The sequence below is a fragment of the Nitratireductor sp. PBL-C9 genome (assembly GCF_050877045.1).
GTDB classification, from domain to species: domain Bacteria; phylum Pseudomonadota; class Alphaproteobacteria; order Rhizobiales; family Rhizobiaceae; genus Nitratireductor; species Nitratireductor aquimarinus.
The window spans coordinates 560,327-577,961 of sequence record NZ_JBPAXW010000002.1 but is presented as its reverse complement, the minus strand read 5'-3'; the positions used below and the strand labels follow the sequence as shown (position 1 = coordinate 577,961).

19 protein-coding genes and 1 tRNA gene are annotated in these 17,635 nt (G+C 62.7%); 11 read left to right on the top strand and 9 right to left on the bottom strand.

Annotated features, from left to right (window positions below; all coding sequences use genetic code 11):
• The first annotated feature begins 254 nt into the window (after positions 1 to 254).
• The 7 genes from murA to yacG all read left to right on the top strand — a co-directional run bounded on the left by murA (position 255) and on the right by yacG (position 4,184).
• Positions 255 to 1,544 carry a UDP-N-acetylglucosamine 1-carboxyvinyltransferase gene (gene murA / locus ACRTG1_RS06550; RefSeq protein WP_113154255.1) on the top strand — a complete coding sequence of 430 codons (1,290 nt, stop codon included), beginning with the start codon at positions 255 to 257 and terminating at the stop codon, positions 1,542 to 1,544.
• 19 nt (positions 1,545 to 1,563) lie between these two features.
• Positions 1,564 to 2,007: a DUF2948 family protein gene (locus ACRTG1_RS06545; protein WP_206544652.1), complete on the top strand. Its 444-nt coding sequence runs from the start codon at positions 1,564 to 1,566 to the stop codon at positions 2,005 to 2,007.
• Between the two features lies 1 nt (position 2,008).
• Positions 2,009 to 2,494, top strand: a complete 486-nt coding sequence (locus ACRTG1_RS06540) for a UPF0262 family protein (protein WP_113154253.1) — start codon at positions 2,009 to 2,011, stop codon at positions 2,492 to 2,494.
• A gap of 37 nt (positions 2,495 to 2,531) precedes the next feature.
• On the top strand, positions 2,532 to 2,978 hold the full coding sequence (locus ACRTG1_RS06535; RefSeq protein WP_206544651.1) for a low molecular weight phosphatase family protein: 447 nt from the start codon (positions 2,532 to 2,534) through the stop codon (positions 2,976 to 2,978).
• A 127-nt stretch (positions 2,979 to 3,105) separates the two neighbouring features.
• Positions 3,106 to 3,324: a translation initiation factor IF-1 gene (gene infA / locus ACRTG1_RS06530; protein WP_006200926.1), complete on the top strand. Its 219-nt coding sequence runs from the start codon at positions 3,106 to 3,108 to the stop codon at positions 3,322 to 3,324.
• Positions 3,325 to 3,352: 28 nt separating this feature from the next.
• Entirely contained in the window at positions 3,353 to 3,985 is a 633-nt protein-coding gene (locus ACRTG1_RS06525; RefSeq protein ID WP_113154251.1) for a Maf-like protein, read from the top strand.
• A gap of 1 nt (position 3,986) precedes the next feature.
• Positions 3,987 to 4,184: a DNA gyrase inhibitor YacG gene (yacG, locus tag ACRTG1_RS06520; RefSeq protein WP_113154250.1), complete on the top strand. Its 198-nt coding sequence runs from the start codon at positions 3,987 to 3,989 to the stop codon at positions 4,182 to 4,184.
• Positions 4,185 to 4,296: 112 nt separating this feature from the next.
• Here yacG and ACRTG1_RS06515 read toward each other — a convergent pair whose 3' ends face one another.
• A complete protein-coding gene (locus ACRTG1_RS06515) occupies positions 4,297 to 4,599 on the bottom strand; it encodes a DUF1127 domain-containing protein (protein WP_297562116.1) in 303 nt (100 codons plus the stop codon).
• A gap of 195 nt (positions 4,600 to 4,794) precedes the next feature.
• Between ACRTG1_RS06515 and ACRTG1_RS06510 the strand changes: the two genes are divergently transcribed.
• The 3 genes from ACRTG1_RS06510 (at position 4,795) to ACRTG1_RS06500 (ending at position 8,642) form a co-directional block, all read left to right on the top strand.
• Positions 4,795 to 5,757 carry a LysR substrate-binding domain-containing protein gene (locus ACRTG1_RS06510; protein WP_113154248.1) on the top strand — a complete coding sequence of 321 codons (963 nt, stop codon included), beginning with the start codon at positions 4,795 to 4,797 and terminating at the stop codon, positions 5,755 to 5,757.
• A gap of 70 nt (positions 5,758 to 5,827) precedes the next feature.
• Positions 5,828 to 7,399: an exodeoxyribonuclease VII large subunit gene (gene xseA, locus ACRTG1_RS06505; protein ID WP_432515938.1), complete on the top strand. Its 1,572-nt coding sequence runs from the start codon at positions 5,828 to 5,830 to the stop codon at positions 7,397 to 7,399.
• Positions 7,400 to 7,541: 142 nt separating this feature from the next.
• Entirely contained in the window at positions 7,542 to 8,642 is a 1,101-nt protein-coding gene (locus ACRTG1_RS06500) for a GGDEF domain-containing protein (protein ID WP_113154246.1), read from the top strand.
• Positions 8,643 to 8,655: 13 nt separating this feature from the next.
• Here the strand turns inward: ACRTG1_RS06500 and ACRTG1_RS06495 are convergent, their stop codons facing one another.
• From ACRTG1_RS06495 to ACRTG1_RS06460, 8 genes are all read right to left on the bottom strand, one after another.
• The gene (locus ACRTG1_RS06495) at positions 8,656 to 8,940 is read right to left on the bottom strand and encodes a hypothetical protein (protein WP_113154245.1); all 285 of its coding nucleotides are present in this window, start codon (positions 8,938 to 8,940) and stop codon (positions 8,656 to 8,658) included.
• A gap of 142 nt (positions 8,941 to 9,082) precedes the next feature.
• The gene (locus ACRTG1_RS06490) at positions 9,083 to 9,355 is read right to left on the bottom strand and encodes a heavy-metal-associated domain-containing protein (RefSeq protein ID WP_222473803.1); all 273 of its coding nucleotides are present in this window, start codon (positions 9,353 to 9,355) and stop codon (positions 9,083 to 9,085) included.
• Between the two features lie 223 nt (positions 9,356 to 9,578).
• Complete coding sequence (locus ACRTG1_RS06485; RefSeq protein ID WP_432515937.1) at positions 9,579 to 11,096, bottom strand: multicopper oxidase family protein; 1,518 nt, start codon at positions 11,094 to 11,096, stop codon at positions 9,579 to 9,581.
• Positions 11,093 to 11,587, bottom strand: coding sequence for a c-type cytochrome (locus ACRTG1_RS06480; protein ID WP_432515936.1), 495 nt, complete (start codon positions 11,585 to 11,587; stop codon positions 11,093 to 11,095). Before ACRTG1_RS06480 ends, ACRTG1_RS06485 begins: the two co-directional genes overlap by 4 nt.
• A 130-nt stretch (positions 11,588 to 11,717) precedes the next feature.
• Positions 11,718 to 12,200, bottom strand: a complete 483-nt coding sequence (locus ACRTG1_RS06475; protein ID WP_432515935.1) for a DUF411 domain-containing protein — start codon at positions 12,198 to 12,200, stop codon at positions 11,718 to 11,720.
• Between the two features lie 213 nt (positions 12,201 to 12,413).
• A complete protein-coding gene (locus ACRTG1_RS06470) occupies positions 12,414 to 12,740 on the bottom strand; it encodes a hypothetical protein (protein WP_206544645.1) in 327 nt (108 codons plus the stop codon).
• A 165-nt stretch (positions 12,741 to 12,905) separates the two neighbouring features.
• Positions 12,906 to 12,982: transfer RNA gene (locus tag ACRTG1_RS06465), tRNA-His, on the bottom strand.
• Between the two features lie 197 nt (positions 12,983 to 13,179).
• Positions 13,180 to 13,635, bottom strand: a complete 456-nt coding sequence (locus tag ACRTG1_RS06460; protein ID WP_432516005.1) for a phasin — start codon at positions 13,633 to 13,635, stop codon at positions 13,180 to 13,182.
• A gap of 358 nt (positions 13,636 to 13,993) precedes the next feature.
• On the opposite strand from ACRTG1_RS06460, the gene ACRTG1_RS06455 reads away from it, so the two are divergent.
• Positions 13,994 to 17,560: a histidine kinase dimerization/phospho-acceptor domain-containing protein gene (locus ACRTG1_RS06455; RefSeq protein WP_432515934.1), complete on the top strand. Its 3,567-nt coding sequence runs from the start codon at positions 13,994 to 13,996 to the stop codon at positions 17,558 to 17,560.
• Positions 17,561 to 17,635: the final 75 nt, after the last annotated feature.

Here is a 17,635-nt window from a genome sequence, read left to right as displayed (position 1 = left end):
CGGCGTTTCACGACGCATTCCCCGCCTTGCGCAGCGCGCGGCCATGTTTTAGGACCAATTTAAACGAATACGTCTTGCGGCAAACGCTTCGCGGCGTCGCATGCTCCAATTCCGCCGCGATCAAGCATTCCTTTACGATACCGCAAGGCAATCGGCGTATTCAGGCAAGTCGGGGCTGGCAGATCGCTGCCGGCAAATCGGGGACAGCCCACGATCAGACCATGTCGGAACAAGCGCCCGGAAAGTGAGAACGGATGGACCGCATACGCATAACCGGTGGTAACGAGCTGAATGGCACGTTGCCGATTTCGGGCGCCAAGAACGCAGCGCTGCCGCTGATGATCGCGTCGCTTTTGACAGACGACACGCTCACGCTGGACAATGTTCCGCATCTGGCCGACGTCGAAAGCCTGATCCGCATTCTCGGCAATCACGGTGTCGACTATTCGGTGAACGGTCGCCGCGAGAACCAGCAAAAGGGCTATTCGCGCACCATTCATTTCACCGCCCGCAGCATCGTTGACACCACGGCTCCCTACGAGCTCGTCTCGAAGATGCGCGCGAGCTTCTGGGTGATCGGACCGCTTCTGGCGCGCATGGGCGTGGCCCGCGTCTCGCTGCCCGGCGGCTGCGCCATCGGCACCCGCCCTGTTGACCTCTTCATCGACGGACTGCGCGCTCTGGGCGCGGAGATCGAGATCGAGCAGGGTTACGTGAACGCGAAGGCCAAGAACGGCCTCATCGGCAACCGCTATGTGTTTCCAAAGATTTCGGTCGGCGCAACGCATGTGCTGATGATGGCCGCAGCACTCGCCAAGGGCGAGACGGTGCTGGAGAATTCCGCGCGCGAGCCAGAAATCGTCAATCTGGCCGACTGCCTCAACGCCATGGGCGCGAAGATTTCTGGCGCCGGCACGGACACCATCACCATTGAAGGCGTGACCAGCCTTTCGGGTGCGCGCCATCGCGTGATCCCCGACCGCATCGAGACCGGCACCTACGCCATGGCCGTTGCCATGACTGGCGGCGACGTGATGCTCGAGGGCGCGCAGGCAGACCTTCTGGAAGCCGTGCTCGACACGCTGGAACAGACCGGCGCAGAGATCACCCGCACCAACAGCGGCATCCGCGTGCGCCGCAATGGCGCCGGCATCAACCCGGTCGACATCACCACACAGCCCTTTCCCGGCTTCCCCACCGATCTGCAGGCGCAGTTCATGGGCCTGATGACCATGGCCAAGGGGCGCTCGCACATCACCGAGACGATTTTCGAAAACCGCTTCATGCACGTGCAGGAGCTGGCGCGCCTGGGCGCGAATATCTCGCTTTCGGGCCAGACCGCGGTAGTGGACGGCGTTTCGGAGCTGCGCGGGGCGCCGGTGATGGCCACCGATCTGCGCGCTTCGGTATCGCTGGTCATCGCTGCCCTTGCGGCACAGGGCCAGACAGAGGTAAACCGCGTCTATCATCTGGATCGCGGCTTTGAGCGGCTGGAAGAAAAACTCTCCGCCTGTGGCGCAGTGATCGAGCGTATTTCAAGCTGAACCTGAGTGGCGCGTTAACATGGATTTTCTCAAGCTCGTAGCGCTCGACGATGTCGATCTCGGCATACTTTCGGCGCACCTGCAGGACGCGGTCGTCAAGGTTGGCGATCTTGCATTCGAGCCGTCGAACCGGCGCTTTGCAGCGGCCTTCAACCGCTTTGTCTGGGAAAACGAGACCAAGCGCAGCTTCCTGAGACAGTCCCCGCATGAGCGCCGCCGCAGCGTTCTTCACTTCGACCGGGTCCAGTCCGTGCGCACGGCAGGGATCGACCGCAACAGGCCGAACGACGTTCTCTCGCTTCTGGCGATCAACTTCGTCCCCACGCAGGAACCGTCGGGGGTGGTCGAACTGATCTTCTCCGGCGATGCCGCGCTGCGCCTTGATGTCGAGTGTATCGAGGCGCGGCTCACCGATCTCGGCGCGGCGTGGGAAACGCCAAGCCGACCAAGCCACGACGTCTGACATGGCTTGTCCGGACTCCGACACGGCACGTCTGATCGATGTCGAACTCGATGAGTCCGTTGGCCGCGGGACGCCCGATGTCGAGCATGAACGGGCGGTCGCGATCTTCGACCTGGTCGAGGAAAACTGCTTCCGGCCCGTCGGCGACAAGAAGGACGGCCCCTACAAGCTGAAACTCTCTCTTGTCGATTCCCGCCTGGTCTTCGCGATCTCCCGTGAAAATGACGAGGCCGTGGTGACCCATATTCTGTCGCTCACCCCCTTCCGGCGCATCGTGAAAGACTATTTCATGATCTGCGAAAGCTATTACGATGCCATTCGCAGCGCCACGCCCAGCCAGATCGAGGCTATCGACATGGGCCGGCGCGGTCTGCACAATGAGGGATCGCAAACCCTGATGGATCGCCTGAAAGACAAGATCGAGGTCGACTTCGACACCGCCCGGCGGCTCTTCACCCTGGTTTGCGTGCTGCATTGGCGGGGCTGAGGCGCGTCATGTGCACCTGCCACGGCAGGGTGCAGTCATGAGCCCCGGCGTCGCGGAGAAACAGCGTGCGCCGCAATCGGTGTTGTTTCTGTGCGGCATGAACGCCATTCGCTCTCCCATGGCCGAGGCGCTGGCGCGGCAAAGCCTGCCAGCCGGCGTGTTTCTGGCGTCTGCCGGCCTTCGCGCCGGCGAGCGCGACCCCTTTGTCGATGCTGTGCTGGACGAGAAGGGCCTTTCGCTGGGCACGCGCCAGCCGCAGTCCATCGAAGAGCTGGCGGACACCAATTTCGATCTGATCATCACCCTGTCGCCCGAGGCGCATCACCGCGCTCTCGACATGACGCGAACCATCGCGGCTGACGTGGAATACTGGCCGACGATGGACCCCACCGTGGTCAGCGGCACACGCGACCAGATCGTCGCCGCCTACCGCGATGTGCGCGACCGTCTGGCCGCATCCATCGCCCAGCGCTTCGAAACGTGAAACAATTCCGACACAAATTCACGTTTGCCGGGGTTTGGCTTGTTCACAAAGGGTGATGAATGGGCTAGGTTCCGCGCCAAATTCCGGTCGTCGGCCGGAAATATCCTAAAAGAGCCGAAGGTAACGGATGCCAAAGGAAGAAGTCCTGGAGTTTCCAGGCGTGGTCACAGAACTGCTGCCCAACGCAATGTTTCGCGTGAAGCTGGAAAATGAACACGAGATCATCGCCCACACCGCTGGACGCATGCGCAAGAACCGCATCCGCGTTCTGACAGGTGACAAGGTGCTCGTCGAGATGACGCCCTACGACCTGACCAAGGGCCGCATCACCTACCGCTTCAAGTAAGCCGTCTGACGCGGTCGGTGACATTGCAATGAGCGCACTGCAGAAACTCGTGCTGGCCTCTGGCTCGCCCCGCCGCGTCGAACTCCTGCAGCAGGCAGGCATCGAGCCGGACCGCCTTGCGCCTGCCGATATCGACGAAACGCCGCTAAAGAGCGAACATCCCCGCTCGCTTGCCCGCCGTCTGGCGCTTGGCAAGGCGGAGAAGGCGCATGAGCGCCTGACGCAGGATGGCGAGGCGGAAGGTCATTACCTGCTGGCCGCAGACACGGTCGTGTCGGTTGGCCGCCGGATCCTGCCCAAGGCCGAAATGGTGGACGAGGCATCCAACTGCCTGCAGCTGCTCTCGGGCCGCGCCCACCGGGTCTACACCGGGCTTTGCCTCATCACGCCTTCGGGAAAGGTGCGCCAGCGCATCGTCGAGACGCGCGTACGCTTCAAGCGCCTGTCGCATGAGGAACTGGAAAGCTATCTCGCTTCGGGCGAGTGGCGCGGCAAGGCCGGCGGCTACGCCATTCAGGGGCTCGCAGGCACGTTTGTCGTCAAACTGGTCGGCTCCTACACCAATGTGGTCGGCCTGCCCCTCTATGAAACGGTCAACCTTCTGGTCGCCGAGGGCTACAAGGTACACTTCAACTGGCTGTCCGGACTGGGAGCGCGCTGAGATGGATCAGGACCAGAAAGAAAAGGTCACGCCGCTGCGCCCCAAGCGTCCCTGCCCGGAATGCGGCAAGGAATCGCTGCGCGCGCACTATCCCTTCTGCTCCAAGCGTTGCAAGAACGTCGACCTCAATCGCTGGCTGTCGGGCAGCTATGTCCTTCCGGGTCGCCCGCTCGATCAGGACGACGACGACACCGCCTGAAGTCTCCACGCATAAAAAAGCCCGGTCCAGAGGACCGGGCAAGTGGCAGGCTGCCGGGGGGAACCGGCATGCGGGAGTCAGGCCTGCTTGGGATCAGAAAAACGCTCGAAACTCACGATTTGTGTCCGGCTGCGCCATGAATGGCCGCCATGCGCGCCCGCTCGTGAGCGACGGTCTGTAACTGTCGCGTCATCTGGGCGCGTGGCACACTGAGCGCGGCGGTATCAACATCACAACGCGTCAGCCCGATATCGGCAAGCTGCCAGTCGGACATTTCCGAGAGCTGACGCGCGGCGCGGCGCGCGCTCAAGAGGCCCGTGAATTTGGCGCATAGCGACACCGTGAGCGCACGCACCACGCCAGCCGGCTGCGGGACAGCGGTTACGGCGAGAGCATCGGTGTGTGCGCGTGGCATCGAACAAATCCTTCATATCGGCGGTGACACTGGGAAACGGCTTGCCCTGACAGGGTTTGGCCAGGGGGTTGGCCAGGGGGGTGAGAAGGGACGGGCAGGCCATTTCCGAAGACAGCGCGATAGTGTCAAAGGCTTATTGATTAGTCGAACGAATGTTTCTAATCTTTATCATCAGCTTCAATGATGGATTGATCCATGGCCGCCCCACTCGACCTCGACCAGCTCGCAACCTTCATCGCGATTGCCGATACGGGAAGTTTTACGCGGGCCGCCGAAGAGGTGCACCGCACCCAGTCTGCCGTGTCCATGCAGATGCGCCGGCTGGAAGAGCGGATCGGCAAGACGCTGTTTCAGAAGGACGGCAGAACCAATCGTCTGACGGAGGATGGCGAGCGCCTCCTGGCCTATGCGCGCCGCATGCTGCGGCTGAACCGCGAGACGCTGGCCGCTTTTGATGACGCCAGCCTGGAAGGCCATATCCGCATCGGCACACCCGATGATTACGCCGACCGCTTCCTGCCGGAGATCATGGCGCGTTTTTCGCGTTCCAACCCGCGTGTCGAGCTCTCGGTCGCCTGCGAACCGACATCCAATCTGGTCGAGCACATCCGCAAGGGAACGCTTGATCTGGCGCTTGTCACGCATGATGATTCCAGAGGCGGATCGGAGCCGGTGCGCCGCGAACCGATCCTGTGGGTCAGCTCGGCCAATCACACGGTCCATGAACGCGAGGTTCTGCCCATGGCGTTTGGGCGGCCGAACTGCCTGTGGCGGCGCACGGCCTGCGCAGCCCTCGAAGAGGAGGGCCGCGACTATCGCGTCCTCTTCACCAGCTTCTCGGCCACCGTCATCGCCACGGCGGTTCTGTCGGGGCTCGCCATCTCGGTTCTGCCCGAATGCGCCCTGCGCCCCGGCATGCGCGTTCTGGGAGAGGCCGATGGCTTCAAGGCGCTGCCCGACTGCCATATCGGTCTGATGCGCGGCCACACCGGGCAGGCCGAGATCATCGACGCGCTGGCGCGCCACATCTCCGAGAGCCTGGACAATCTCTCTGTCCCCGCCTTTCTGGAAGAAAACGGCAGCTATGATTTCAACGCTGCGTTCCTGAATTCGCGCAACAAACGCCTGCGCCCCGGCCATTTGCTGAATGGCTGGTGAGGCGGGCGACGGGGCACGGCAGATGGCGCGGGCTTGACCCCGTGGACCCGGAACGTCTCAATCGGAAATTATGGAAAAGATACGCCCAGCCGATTCGCAGAGCAATGTTGCGGAATTCTCCGTCAGTGAGATTTCGGGTGCGCTGAAGCGCACCGTGGAAGACAGGTTCGGGCATGTGCGCGTGCGCGGCGAGGTGTCCGGCTATCGCGGGCCCCATTCATCCGGCCACGCCTATTTCGCACTCAAGGACGACCGCTCCCGGCTTGAAGCCGTGATCTGGCGCGGCGTCTTCTCCAAGCTCAAATTCCTGCCGCAGGAAGGGCTTGAGATCATCGTCACCGGCAAGCTCACCACCTATCCGGGCTCGTCGAAATACCAGATCGTCATCGAAAGCGTGGAGCCGGCCGGCGCCGGGGCGCTGATGGCGCTTCTGGAAGAACGCAAGAAGAAGCTCGCCGCAGAAGGGCTCTTCGAGGACAGCCGCAAGAAGCCCATCCCCTTCATGCCGCGTGTCATCGGCGTCGTCACGTCCCCCACGGGCGCGGTGATCCGCGACATCATCCACCGCATCTCCGACCGGTTTCCGGTTCATGTGCTCGTCTGGCCCGTTCGTGTGCAGGGCGAGACCACGGGCGATGAAGTGTCCAACGCCGTGGCCGGCTTCAACGCCCTGCCCGAAGGCGGACCACTGCCGCGCCCCGACCTCGTGATCGTTGCGCGCGGCGGCGGCAGTCTGGAAGACCTGTGGGGCTTCAACGACGAAGCCGTGGTGCGTGCTGTCGCGGCCTCGGACATTCCGGTCATCTCCGCCGTCGGCCATGAAACCGACTGGACGCTGATCGATCTCGTGGCGGACCGCCGCGCGCCCACACCGACGGGCGCCGCCGAGATGGCCGTGCCGGTGAAGGCCGATCTGGAAGCCTCCGTTGCCCGGCTTTCCGCGAGGCTGAAAGGCGCGGTCTCACGGGAAGGCGACCGCAAGCGGCAGGCGCTGCAGGCGCTGTCACGCGCCCTGCCCTCGCCCGACCAGCTTCTGGCCCTGCCGCGCCGCCGCTTCGATGAGGCCGCTGGCCGGCTCGGCCGCGCGCTCACCGCCGCGACGCAGCGCAAGCGACTGACCTTCAATGGCGTGCGGCTGTCACCAGCCACGCTGGAGCGCCGTCTGAGCGAGGTGCGACGACGCACCGCAGCCTCCGGCGAACGTCTGCCAGGCGTCTTCCTCGCCCTTGTGCGCGCCCAGCGCACGCGCTTCGACCGCGATGCCGCGCGCGTCTCCCCGACGGCGCTCCGGCAGCGCATCGTGCATTGGCGCGACCGCCTTGCACAGGCCGAACGCCGGGCCGACACACAGGTCGCCATGCAGCTCAAACAGGGTCACGCAAGCGCCGATCAGGCCATGCGTCTGGCGAAGTCCCTGTCGCACGAAGGCGTTCTGGAGCGCGGGTTTGCGCTGGTTCGCGGGCCTGACGACCTTCCCATCAAGCGGGCGCGCAACATCCAGCCCGGCCTTGAGCTCCAGATACAGTTTGCCGACGGGACCACCCGCGCGGTTGCCGCCAGCGACGGCCGCAAGGTCGCAGCCAGCCCGAAGAAACCCAAACCCTCGGACAAAGGTCCGAAGGATCAGGGGAGCCTCTTCTAGTTCGCCCTGCGTTCATTCGGACGCACGGGGAATGCTCCGGTGCGCGGTTGAAAAATCGGTGACGGGTGCTTCTGGCACACCACCTCTTTTACCGCATTGAAACCTTGTCTACCTAGCGTCCCGAGAGAGCAAGGATAATGCAATGAGTACAGCGCTTCTGATTTCCGGCGTCTTGCAGAATTTGGGTATCGCCGCAATTGCCGCGCTGTTTTACGACATCGTTCTGCGTCGCAGCCCCAATGACGCAACGCGCCACGCATTGATCGCCGTGGTGTTTGCCGCCGGTGCGGTGGGCTCCATGTCGCTGCCGGTTCAGGTGGCGCCCGGCCTCATCTTCGATCTGCGCAACTCCTTCGTAATTCTCGCCATGAGCTTCGGCGGCTGGCTCACGCTCGGTCTCACCACCGTTGCAGCCATCGCTTTCCGCCTGTGGATCGGCGGGGCGGGTGCGATCGCCGGCGCGATCGGCATTCTGGTTTGCGCAGGCGCAGGCCTTGCCTTCGCCATGCTCTTCAAGCGCGAGCGCATCAGCCTTCCGACATTCGGCCTTCTCGGCGCGGTCTCCGGCCTGTCGCTGCTCTCCATGTTCGTTCTGCCATACGAGACGGCAATCGCGCTTCTCTCCAATGTCGGCCCGGTCATGCTGCTCATGAACGTGCTCGGCACCATGCTCGTCGGCGGCATTGTCGAGCGCCAGCGCCAGCAATATGAGCGCGAGAACACGCTGACGCGCGAAGCATCCACCGACGCACTGACCCGCCTCGCCAACCGGCGCGTGTTCGACATGCGCGGCCCCAACATCATGGATTCCGCCATGCGACGGGGCGAGGCCTGCACATTGATGCTGATCGACATCGATCACTTCAAGCAGATCAACGATGTCCACGGCCATGATGTGGGCGACAAAGTGCTCAAGCATCTGGCCGCGCTGGTGCGCGCCAATGTGCGCCAGAGCGACCTTGTGGCGCGTTTCGGCGGCGAAGAGATTGCGCTCGTCCTGCCGATGCATGACGCCAATCGCGGTTTCAACCTCGGTGAGCGCCTGCGCAAGGCCGTCGAAGCCACGCCCTATCTGCACGAGGACGGCGCGGAAATCCGGATCAGCGTGAGCATTGGCGTCTACGCCAACAATGGCGAAGATGCTGCCGAGCCCTTTTCAGCCGCATTCAAGCGCGCCGACATGGCGCTCTACCGGGCAAAATCTGCCGGCCGCAACCGCGTCGAAATCGCCATCGCGGCATAGGACCGGAGCCGCTTCACTTCTGACGCGGATTGCGCCAGCGTTGCAGGAGTTCGGCCTCAATGCCCTTGAAGCCGAAATAGAAGAGCACGATCAAAAACCCTTTCGCGAGAATGGAAAGGAACTGCAGGAGACCGCCATCGGCGATCCCCATCAGGCCGTGCCTGAGCAGAAAATCCAGATTGGCCATAGCCACATTGATGAGCTGAAACGACAGAAATGCCGTCAGAAACGCGCACAGCGCCATGACCATGAACAGAAACAGCCAGTGATAGCGTGACAGTCGAAACAGATCTCTCACTCGACTTCCCCGAGCGCCCGAAACCATGCTCCAAGGATAGGCCGCCGGGCCCGATGCGCAAGCCTGCCCGGTTAACGGCGCTCATGCAAAAGGGCGGCGAACAGAAGCTCACCGCCCTTTGCCATTTCATTGGTGTGTCCGCTCAGGCCGTTTTCACGTCCGAGGGATAGCCGGCCGCGTCGAGCGCCTGAATGACGGCGGCATCGGCGCTCTGGCTGTCGATCTGAACCGTCTTCGTTTCCAGGTCGACATTGACCGCTGCATTCGAATCCACGCTCTTGACCGCTTCGGTCACCGCTTTTGCGCAATGCCCGCACGTCATGTCAGGCACATTCAACGTCACCATTTGCTGCTCCTTCAGGTGAAGATCGTCTCGATTCGATGAAGCTAATCCTTCCAGTAACCGGAAGGTCAATCGCCTTTCGCCCTCACGCTTGACCTTCCACCAGATGGAACCTCTACCCTGCAAAGGCCGATACAGGAGAAGACATCATGATGAACGACTTCATGGGCACGGGAATGATGGGGTTCGGCGGTCTCTGGATGCTGCTGATTGGTGTTCTGGTCATTCTGGCGATCGCCGCGCTGGTCAAGTATCTGATGAAGTAGTGCGCGCGGCGTCACCTGAAGCACCGCGCTCAGCTCACGGTAAACTGCCCCATCATGCCGGCGTCCTCGTGTTCGAGAATGTGGCAGTGATACATGAAGGGCGTGTCCCTGCTCGCCGGGTGATCGAACCGCACCAGCAGCTCTGTTTCGCCATCGACAAGAACCGTGTCTTTCCAGCCCTGGTCTTCCGGCCCCGGTTCGCGTCCGTTGACGCTGACCACCTGAAACGACACGCCATGGACGTGAAACGGGTGCGTGAGCATGTTCGTGGTCACGATCCAGCGTTCCGTCGTCCCGCGTTCCACTTCCTCATTGATCACCCCCATCTCGAAGGGGCGGCCATTGATGGAGAAGCCCCCCATCATTCCACTGCCCCCCATGCCTCTGCCGCCCATGCCACCCCCCATGCCGCCGCCCATACCCATATCGAGCGAGAAGCGGCGCGTTGCGGCAGTTTTTGCCGGGTCATGATCCGGACGGATGCCGCCGAGATTGTCTGGCAGACGCTTGATCGAGCCTTCAAGACGCTCATCGACAGTGAACGGAAGAACCGGGAACTGCCGCAGCCCCGTGACCCTGTCCACCATGCCAAGCGCGCGTCCCATCATGCCGCCCATGCCTGAATTGGGATCGCCATCGCTCGCAAGCGTCATCGCCCGACCGTCGGAGAAATCGACAAGGATCTCGGCCCGTTCGCCCGGCGACAGGCGCAGTGTCTCCAAAGCCGCGGGTACCGGCAGATAGCCGCCATCCGTCGCAACCAGATGCATGGGCCGCCCGTCATCACAGAAGAGCGAATAGATCCGCGCATTCGACGCATTGATCAGCCGCAGGCGGACGATGGATTTCGGCACCACGGCCACCGGATCGAGCTGCCCGTTGATGAGCATCGTGTCGCCTGTCATGCCATGCATGATGTCCATCATGGAGCTTGCATAGGCGAGTTCGCCATCCTGCGTGAAGCGCCGGTCCTGCAAAAGGAGCGTCAGATCATCGACTCCATAGGTGGACGGCAGGCCGCGCTCGTCATCCAGACCATCGGTGACGTGGATTGCGCCGGCAAGCCCGGCATAGACATCACGCGCCGTGCGGCCATGGATATGGGTGTGGAAGAACGCGGTGCAGGGCGACTGGTCGATCTCCATGTCGGGAACCCACTCGCCACCGGGCTCCACGGGCAGATGCGGGCCGCCATCATGCTCTCCGGGCACAAGAAGGCCATGCCAGTGCGCACTGACGGGGATCGGTAGCGTGTTGCCCACCCTGGCCTCCAGCGGCCCCTTCTTCATGCGCACGACGGGTCCGAGATAGGACTGGTTGAAGCCGATGGTCTGGGCGCTCAGCCCGCCGCCGAAATCCGTCTGCCCGGTCTGCGCCACCACCTCGAAACGACCGGTCTCAGTCGTGTCGATCAGCGTCGGCATGCGCAGCGGCGCGCGGTCTGCGGCAAGGGCTGCGGCGGGTGGCAATGAGGGTCGCAGCACGATGCCGGCAGCGCCTATCGCAGCCAGCGCGGTTGCACCTGTGAGAAAGTGACGTCGTTTCATCGTGTTCGCTCCTGCGCGGAACGCGCGTTCAGTTCGTCGTGGCCCTCGCGTATCTCATCGGGCCAGGTGCTCTTGATGTAGGACAGCACCGCAACGATCTCCTCATCCGACAGAATGCCATCATAGACCGGCATTGCCGAAACGTAATCGTCGAGATTGGCTGCCGCAGCCACACCGTGTTTCGTTATCGCGAAAAGCAGCGTGTCATTGTGGTGCCAGGTGTGCCCGGTTTCGTCATGGGGTGGCGCGGGCATGGAGCCATCCGGCATGGGCGTGTGCCAGTCCGCGGTCTCGCCTTCAAGGTCTGCGCCGTGACACGAGGCGCAATTGGCCGCGTAGATTTCCCTGCCGCGTGCAACGAGCTGCCGGTCATCGGGCTTCAGGAGTGCGGCGTCATCCGCCGCCCCTTCCACCAGCACCAGCCAGAGCGCCGCCGATAGAGCGACCGCGAAAGCGACGCCCAGAACGACTAAGACCGAGCCTGCACGCATGCCTGCCTCGCCTGAACGGGAAAACCGGAGCCGCCGCCATCATACGGTGCCTGCGAAGACAGGACCGTCACGGCGACGGTCATGCCTGCTGCCGGAGCGCAATGCGCCCCGGCCCGAATGCCCGGCAAGGTCATTTCTTGCCGGTTTCGAGGAAGACGCCCGGCTGGGTGTCGGCATATCCGTCGAATGTGTAGACCGTGTATTCGGCCTCAGGGTCGTATCCCATGCCAAGCGAGCCCATCGGCATGCCCGGAACGGCGATGCCCTTCACATCCGGCTTCTCGGACACGAGCTTTTCCACCGCCTCGATCGGCACGTGACCTTCGAGCACATATTTGCGCTCGTCGCCGATCACCGCCGTGTGACAGGCCCCCATGGCGTCAGGCACACCAGCCTGTTTCTTGACGTTGGAGAGGTCTTCAAGGTCGGTCACCTTCATCGTGTAGCCGGCCTCTTCCATGGCCTCGACCCACACTTCACAGCAGCCGCACCACGGCGTCTTGTAGACGGTGATGGTCTTGTCGCTCTCTGCCGGGGCGGCATGGGCCGCGCCAAGGAGCGTTGAAAGGGCAAGTGCGGCGGCAGGCATCTGCTTCAGGATGGCGTTCTTCATTGTGGTTCTCTTTCGAATGATCTCGGGGGAGAGCCGCGACAGGAACTGAAATCGTCCAGGGGGCCAGAATGCGCGCCACCGGGGCCGCTCTTGCGCGACCGGGTTCAGGTGGCGGGCTCATGCCCGAAGGCAGCGCCAAGGCGCACACCTTTCTGGAGACCGATATCCTCTCTCGACTGATTGAAATGCGCCGGATACCGGCGCTGAAAGCGATCAGGCGAGGATGGGCGGTCGAAAGAGACGTAAGGGGACGGGCTGATGAAGCGTCACGGTCGGCATGCTGGCAAGCGGAGAAACCGTGGCATGGAACTGCTGCACCTGGAAAGGCGCGATGTAATGGCAATCCATTGCGCAATTCATCTCGAAGGGCATCGCGCCATCGCTGGCCGGCCCGCAGCAATCCATCATCGAAGAATCAGCGGGATGCGCGGCCGTTTCCGTGGCGGCGACCGAATCAGCCGCAAACGCCGTCTGCATTGCAGGAAGCGCGCCCGCAAAGGCGAAAACGATCAGAAGCAGGACGGCCAGAAACCTTCTCATGAAGCGTTATGTATCGCGCCATGGCCGGGAAATCCATAAAAACCGGGCGCCTGCGACACCGAAACCGGGTCTGGAGGCGTTCAATGTTGCGCCCGACGCGCGCAACACCGCTATCCGCAAAAGCGGAATGCGTGGTTTCGGGCAATGCTGTGAAATGAAGAGAAATGGTACGGTTGGGTGGATTCGAACCACCGACCTCAGGAGCCACAATCCTGCGCTCTAACCAACTGAGCTACAACCGCACACGTGACCGGTGACCGGCGTTCGCGTCAATACGGGCAATTGATCGCTTTTTCAAGCCAAAAGAACAAAAGAAAAAAAGACCGGGGGGAGGATCCCGGTCTTTTTTCACAAGAGACCGAAGGGAGGAGGTTTCGGTCCCACTCGGCAGCAAGCGGGAGGAGGTGCTTTCTGCCGGACTACTCAGAGCGCTAACGCCTCAGGCGACGCGCAGTTCCTTGACGGCCTTCTCGAACACGTCCTTCATGGGCTTCGCCATGGTTTCAGCAGATTTCTGCGACGTGGTCTGGAAGTCCTTCATCTGGTCGACGGCCACTTCCATGCGCTTGCGCATGAAGTTGCTCTGCATTTCGACCAGCTCGGCGAAGGAGCGTACGCCAGCCAGCGCCTCAAGATGGGCGAGATTGGCTTCCGTGCCCTCGCGCAGCGCGGCAATCGACTTGGAGGTCAGCTCGTTGCCGGCGGTCTTTGCGCTCTCGAAAGTGGCTTCGAAAGCCTTCTGGGTCTCTTCCGCGCTCGACTTCATGCGGGAATAGGCCTCTTTCGTCTGCTCGGCGCTCTTTTCGGCGAAAGCGCGGAACTGCTCGCTCGCCTGCGTCGCATCAAACGTCGGGAATTCAACGGTCCCAGTGTCCTTCTGCGTGGTCTTGGTCATATCCGCGATCCTTTGGTTCTCGTTCATGGTGGCCTCTCCTTGGATGGCGCTCACCGATAATTCATGACCGGTATATAGCATCGATCTTTGTGCATTGCAACATCTTTGCTGCACTGCAACATGCTCATCGCTATAACCGTCGCTGCAATTAACCAATCGCGGAGAATTCGCAGCATCGGGGCCTTAGAGTTTGTGGACCTCGCGGCCACATGCTTTTATTAATAAGGCGTTAACATCGTTATCGGGATGCCGCGTTCTGCGGTTGAGGATGGCAGCCCGATGCTGTTTGAAACGATGCGGTTCTCCCGGCCAGCGATTCCCGGCCGGGCGCATACAGGATAATTGTTGGCTCGTTTGAATGGCGTCTGTCTCATACTCCTTCGTTGACATTGCGGTGCTGGACCGGGTGCGTGAGCGCTTCGCAGCGGGCGATGCGCTGCTCGTCCTGTCGCGCGCGCTCGACACCGTGATCTGGGCGAACGGCCCCGGCGCGGCCCTGATCGGCTATCGCAACATCGAAGAGGCCATCGGGGCCGAGAGCAATCTTTCAGCAACGACCCGCCGGCAGATCTCCGCCACGCCCGGCTTCCCCCGCATTTCGGGAGAACGCACGGTTGGCACGCGGCTTGGCCGCGGCATGCGCGCGCCGGTCGTCAATCTGGAAGCATCCACGATTTCCCTGCCCGGCGGCGAGCAGGCCATTCTTCTGGCCCTCAAGGCCACATCCATGCGCATGCGCGACGATGCCTTCCGCGCCACGGCGGCGGTTGAGGGTTTCGATGCCGCAGACCAGTTTGCGGCGCTCGTCGATGAGAACGGCCTCGTCGCAGCCTCCTCCAGCGGCTTCCAGAAACTCGGCATCGAGCGCGAGACCCTGCGCGCGCTCGTTGACGAAGTGCGCGACGAGACGGATCGCCTGGTCAAGCGCATGGTCGAAGGCGGCGCGCGCCAACGCCCCGCCGCCATTGCCAAGCTGACCGACGAGCCGGCATGGCACCTTCTGGTCGTGGTGGACGAACAGAACGCACCGCTTCAGGAAGCGCCTGCTGCTCCGACTGTGACGACCACGCCCGACGACGCCCCCTCCCCGCTCATGGAAGAGCCGGCTGCGGATGCCCCGGCGGCGCAGACCACAGCGCATGACGATGCGCCGGAAGAAACACAGGCGACCGAAACGGAAGCCACACCTGCACCATCTGCGCCCTCTGCCGCGCAGAAAGACAACGTCGCCTCCACCATGGAGATGGTAGAACCCGAAGCGCAGGAGCCCACAAAGACGCCGCAGCGCGAGCGCCCGAAGGGAACCGTGCGTTTTGCCTGGCGCACCGATTCGGAAGGCCGCTTCACCGCCCTGTCCGATGCCTTTGCCGAGGCCATCGGGCCGGCGGCAGCCGATGTGATGGGACGACGCTTCCGCGATGTTTCCAATGCCTTTGGCCTCGATCCCGATGGCCGCATCGCGACCCTTCTGGAGCGCCGCGACACCTGGTCCGGCCGCACCGTCATGTGGCCGCTGGAAGGCACGGACCTGAAAATTCCAGTCGACCTTGCAGCCCTGCCGATCTATGGCCGCGGCCGCGTGTTCGAAGGCTTTCACGGCTTTGGCCTTGCCCGCATGGGCGATGCCGTAACCGACCCCGAGGGCATCGGGCTGGTGCTCATTCCCGGCGCGCCGCTTCCGACCCGTCCTGTGGAGAGTGCCCAAACGCCGCCTGCACCGGAAGCCGGAAGCAGCGAAACCGCGCTGCCGGAGACACCGGAAGCCGAGGAAGAGCCAGTCGTTGAAGCACCCTTTGACGCTGACTTGCACGACGCCCCTGCGGACGAGACGCAAGAGCCCGCTGATGCGGAAACCGAAGGCGAGCCGGAAGCACCCGTCAAGATCATCAATCTCTCGGAGCACCGCACCGCGCCTGCGAAGGAAAACGGACTTTCGCCGAGCGAAGCAACGGCCTTCCGCGAGATCGGCGCACGTCTGCGCGAAAACAGCGAGCAGACTTCCGATGCCGGCAAGGTCGCGGCATCTGAGACGACAGACGAAGCACCTGTTGAAGACCAGCCCGCCGCCCCCGCCGTAAAAGGCACGGTAACGGAAGACAGCGCGCCGGAAGGAGAAGCGCCGTCACACGAAGCCGAAGAGGCAGCACCCGACGATATCTCTGCAGAAACAAACGAGCCGGTAGCGGAAAGCTCCGCTGAGGACGAAACGCCGGTTGAGGACGTTCACGCGCCTGAGCCTGAACTGACGGCAGACGACGGGGCATCGTCTTCGGGCGAAGCCGCGCATCCCGAGACGACCGAAGCAGTGGAAGCAGTCGAAGGAGCCGAAGCCCGGGCGGCGGCAGAAGAAGCGGCGACGCCCGTTTCCACCGCCCCGGTTGTGCCCTCGGCCTTCTTCGAAAAAGCCGCCGATGACCGGGAAGAGACCAGCCTCCTGGCCGGTCTCCCGTTGCCGATCCTCATCCATGCCGGCGACACGCTGCACTTTGCCAATCGCGCCTTCTTCGACCTGACCGGCTATGCCGATCTGACCACGCTTGAAGAAAACGGCGGCATTGGAGCTCTCTTCCCCGAGAGCTACGAGGTTTCACACACGCCGGCAGACGCGCAGGCACTCACGCTCAAGACGGCGCAGGGCGTCGAGCACGATGTGCATGCACATCTGCAATCCGTGCCATGGCGCACGGGCAAGGCCCTTCTGCTCGCCCTGCAACCGGTGGAAGCCGAAACGACAGAGCCTGCGCTGGAAGCCGTCGCCGCACCGCTTTTGAGTGAAGCTCCGGAGGAGACCGGACAGACTGCTGAATTGCAGATGCATCTGGCCGAAATGCGCGCCATCGTCGACACGGCGACCGACGGCGTTGTCATCATCGACAATGACGGCCATGTGCGCTCCACGAACCAGCCGGCCGAAGCGCTGTTCGGCTTCGATGGTGAGGATGTGGCGGGCAAGCCCTTCACGGCCCTCTTTGCCATAGAGAGCCAGAACGCCGTGCGCGCGCATCTGGAAAGCCTTTCCGACAATGGCGTTGCGAGCGTTCTGAACGACGGGCTGGAAGTCATCGGCCGTGAAGCGCAGGGACGCTTCATCCCGCTGTTCATGACCATTGGCCGCCTGCCGCACGAAAGCGGTTTCTGCGCGGTTCTGCGCGACATCACCCAGTGGAAGCGCGCCGCCGAGGAACTGACCCAGGCGCGCGCCGAGGCCGAACGCGCCTCCTCCCAGAAGACCGAGTTTCTTGCCCGCGTCAGCCATGAGATCCGCACGCCGCTCAACGCCATCATCGGCTTTTCCGAGCTGATGATGGACGAGAAATTCGGCCCCATCGGCAATGACCGCTATCGCGACTATCTTCGGGACATCAACCGGTCCGGCAATCACGTGCTTGATCTGGTCAACGATCTGCTGGACATCTCCAAGATCGAGGCCGGCGAGCAGGAAATGCACTATGAGGCCGTCTCGCTGAACGACATTCTGGGTGAGACCGTCGCCATGATGCAGCCGCAGGCCAACCGCGAGCGCGTCATCATCCGTTCGAGCTTCGCCTCCAACCTGCCCGATGTGGTGGCCGATCCGCGCAGCGTGCGTCAGATCGCCCTGAACCTGCTCTCCAACGCGGTTCGCTACACCGCCGCCGGCGGCCAGGTGATCGTTTCCACCGCCTACAGCGCGGATGGAGCCGTCGTCATGCGGGTGCGCGACACCGGCATCGGCATGAACCCGGCGGAAGTCGAGGAAGCGCTGAAACCCTTCAAGCAAATCAACAGCTTGAAGCGCAAGCGCGGTGACGGAACCGGGCTCGGCCTGCCGCTGACCCGTGCCATGGTGGAAGCCAACCGCGCCGCCTTTGCGATCCATTCGGTTCCCGGCGAAGGCACGCTTGTCGAGGTTTCGTTTCCGCCGACGCGCGTTCTCGCCGATTAGGCCTGCCCGCCCGGAAAATTCGGAAAACATGATAACCGTAGTTTAGAATACTTCTAAACTTATGATATTGCTTGC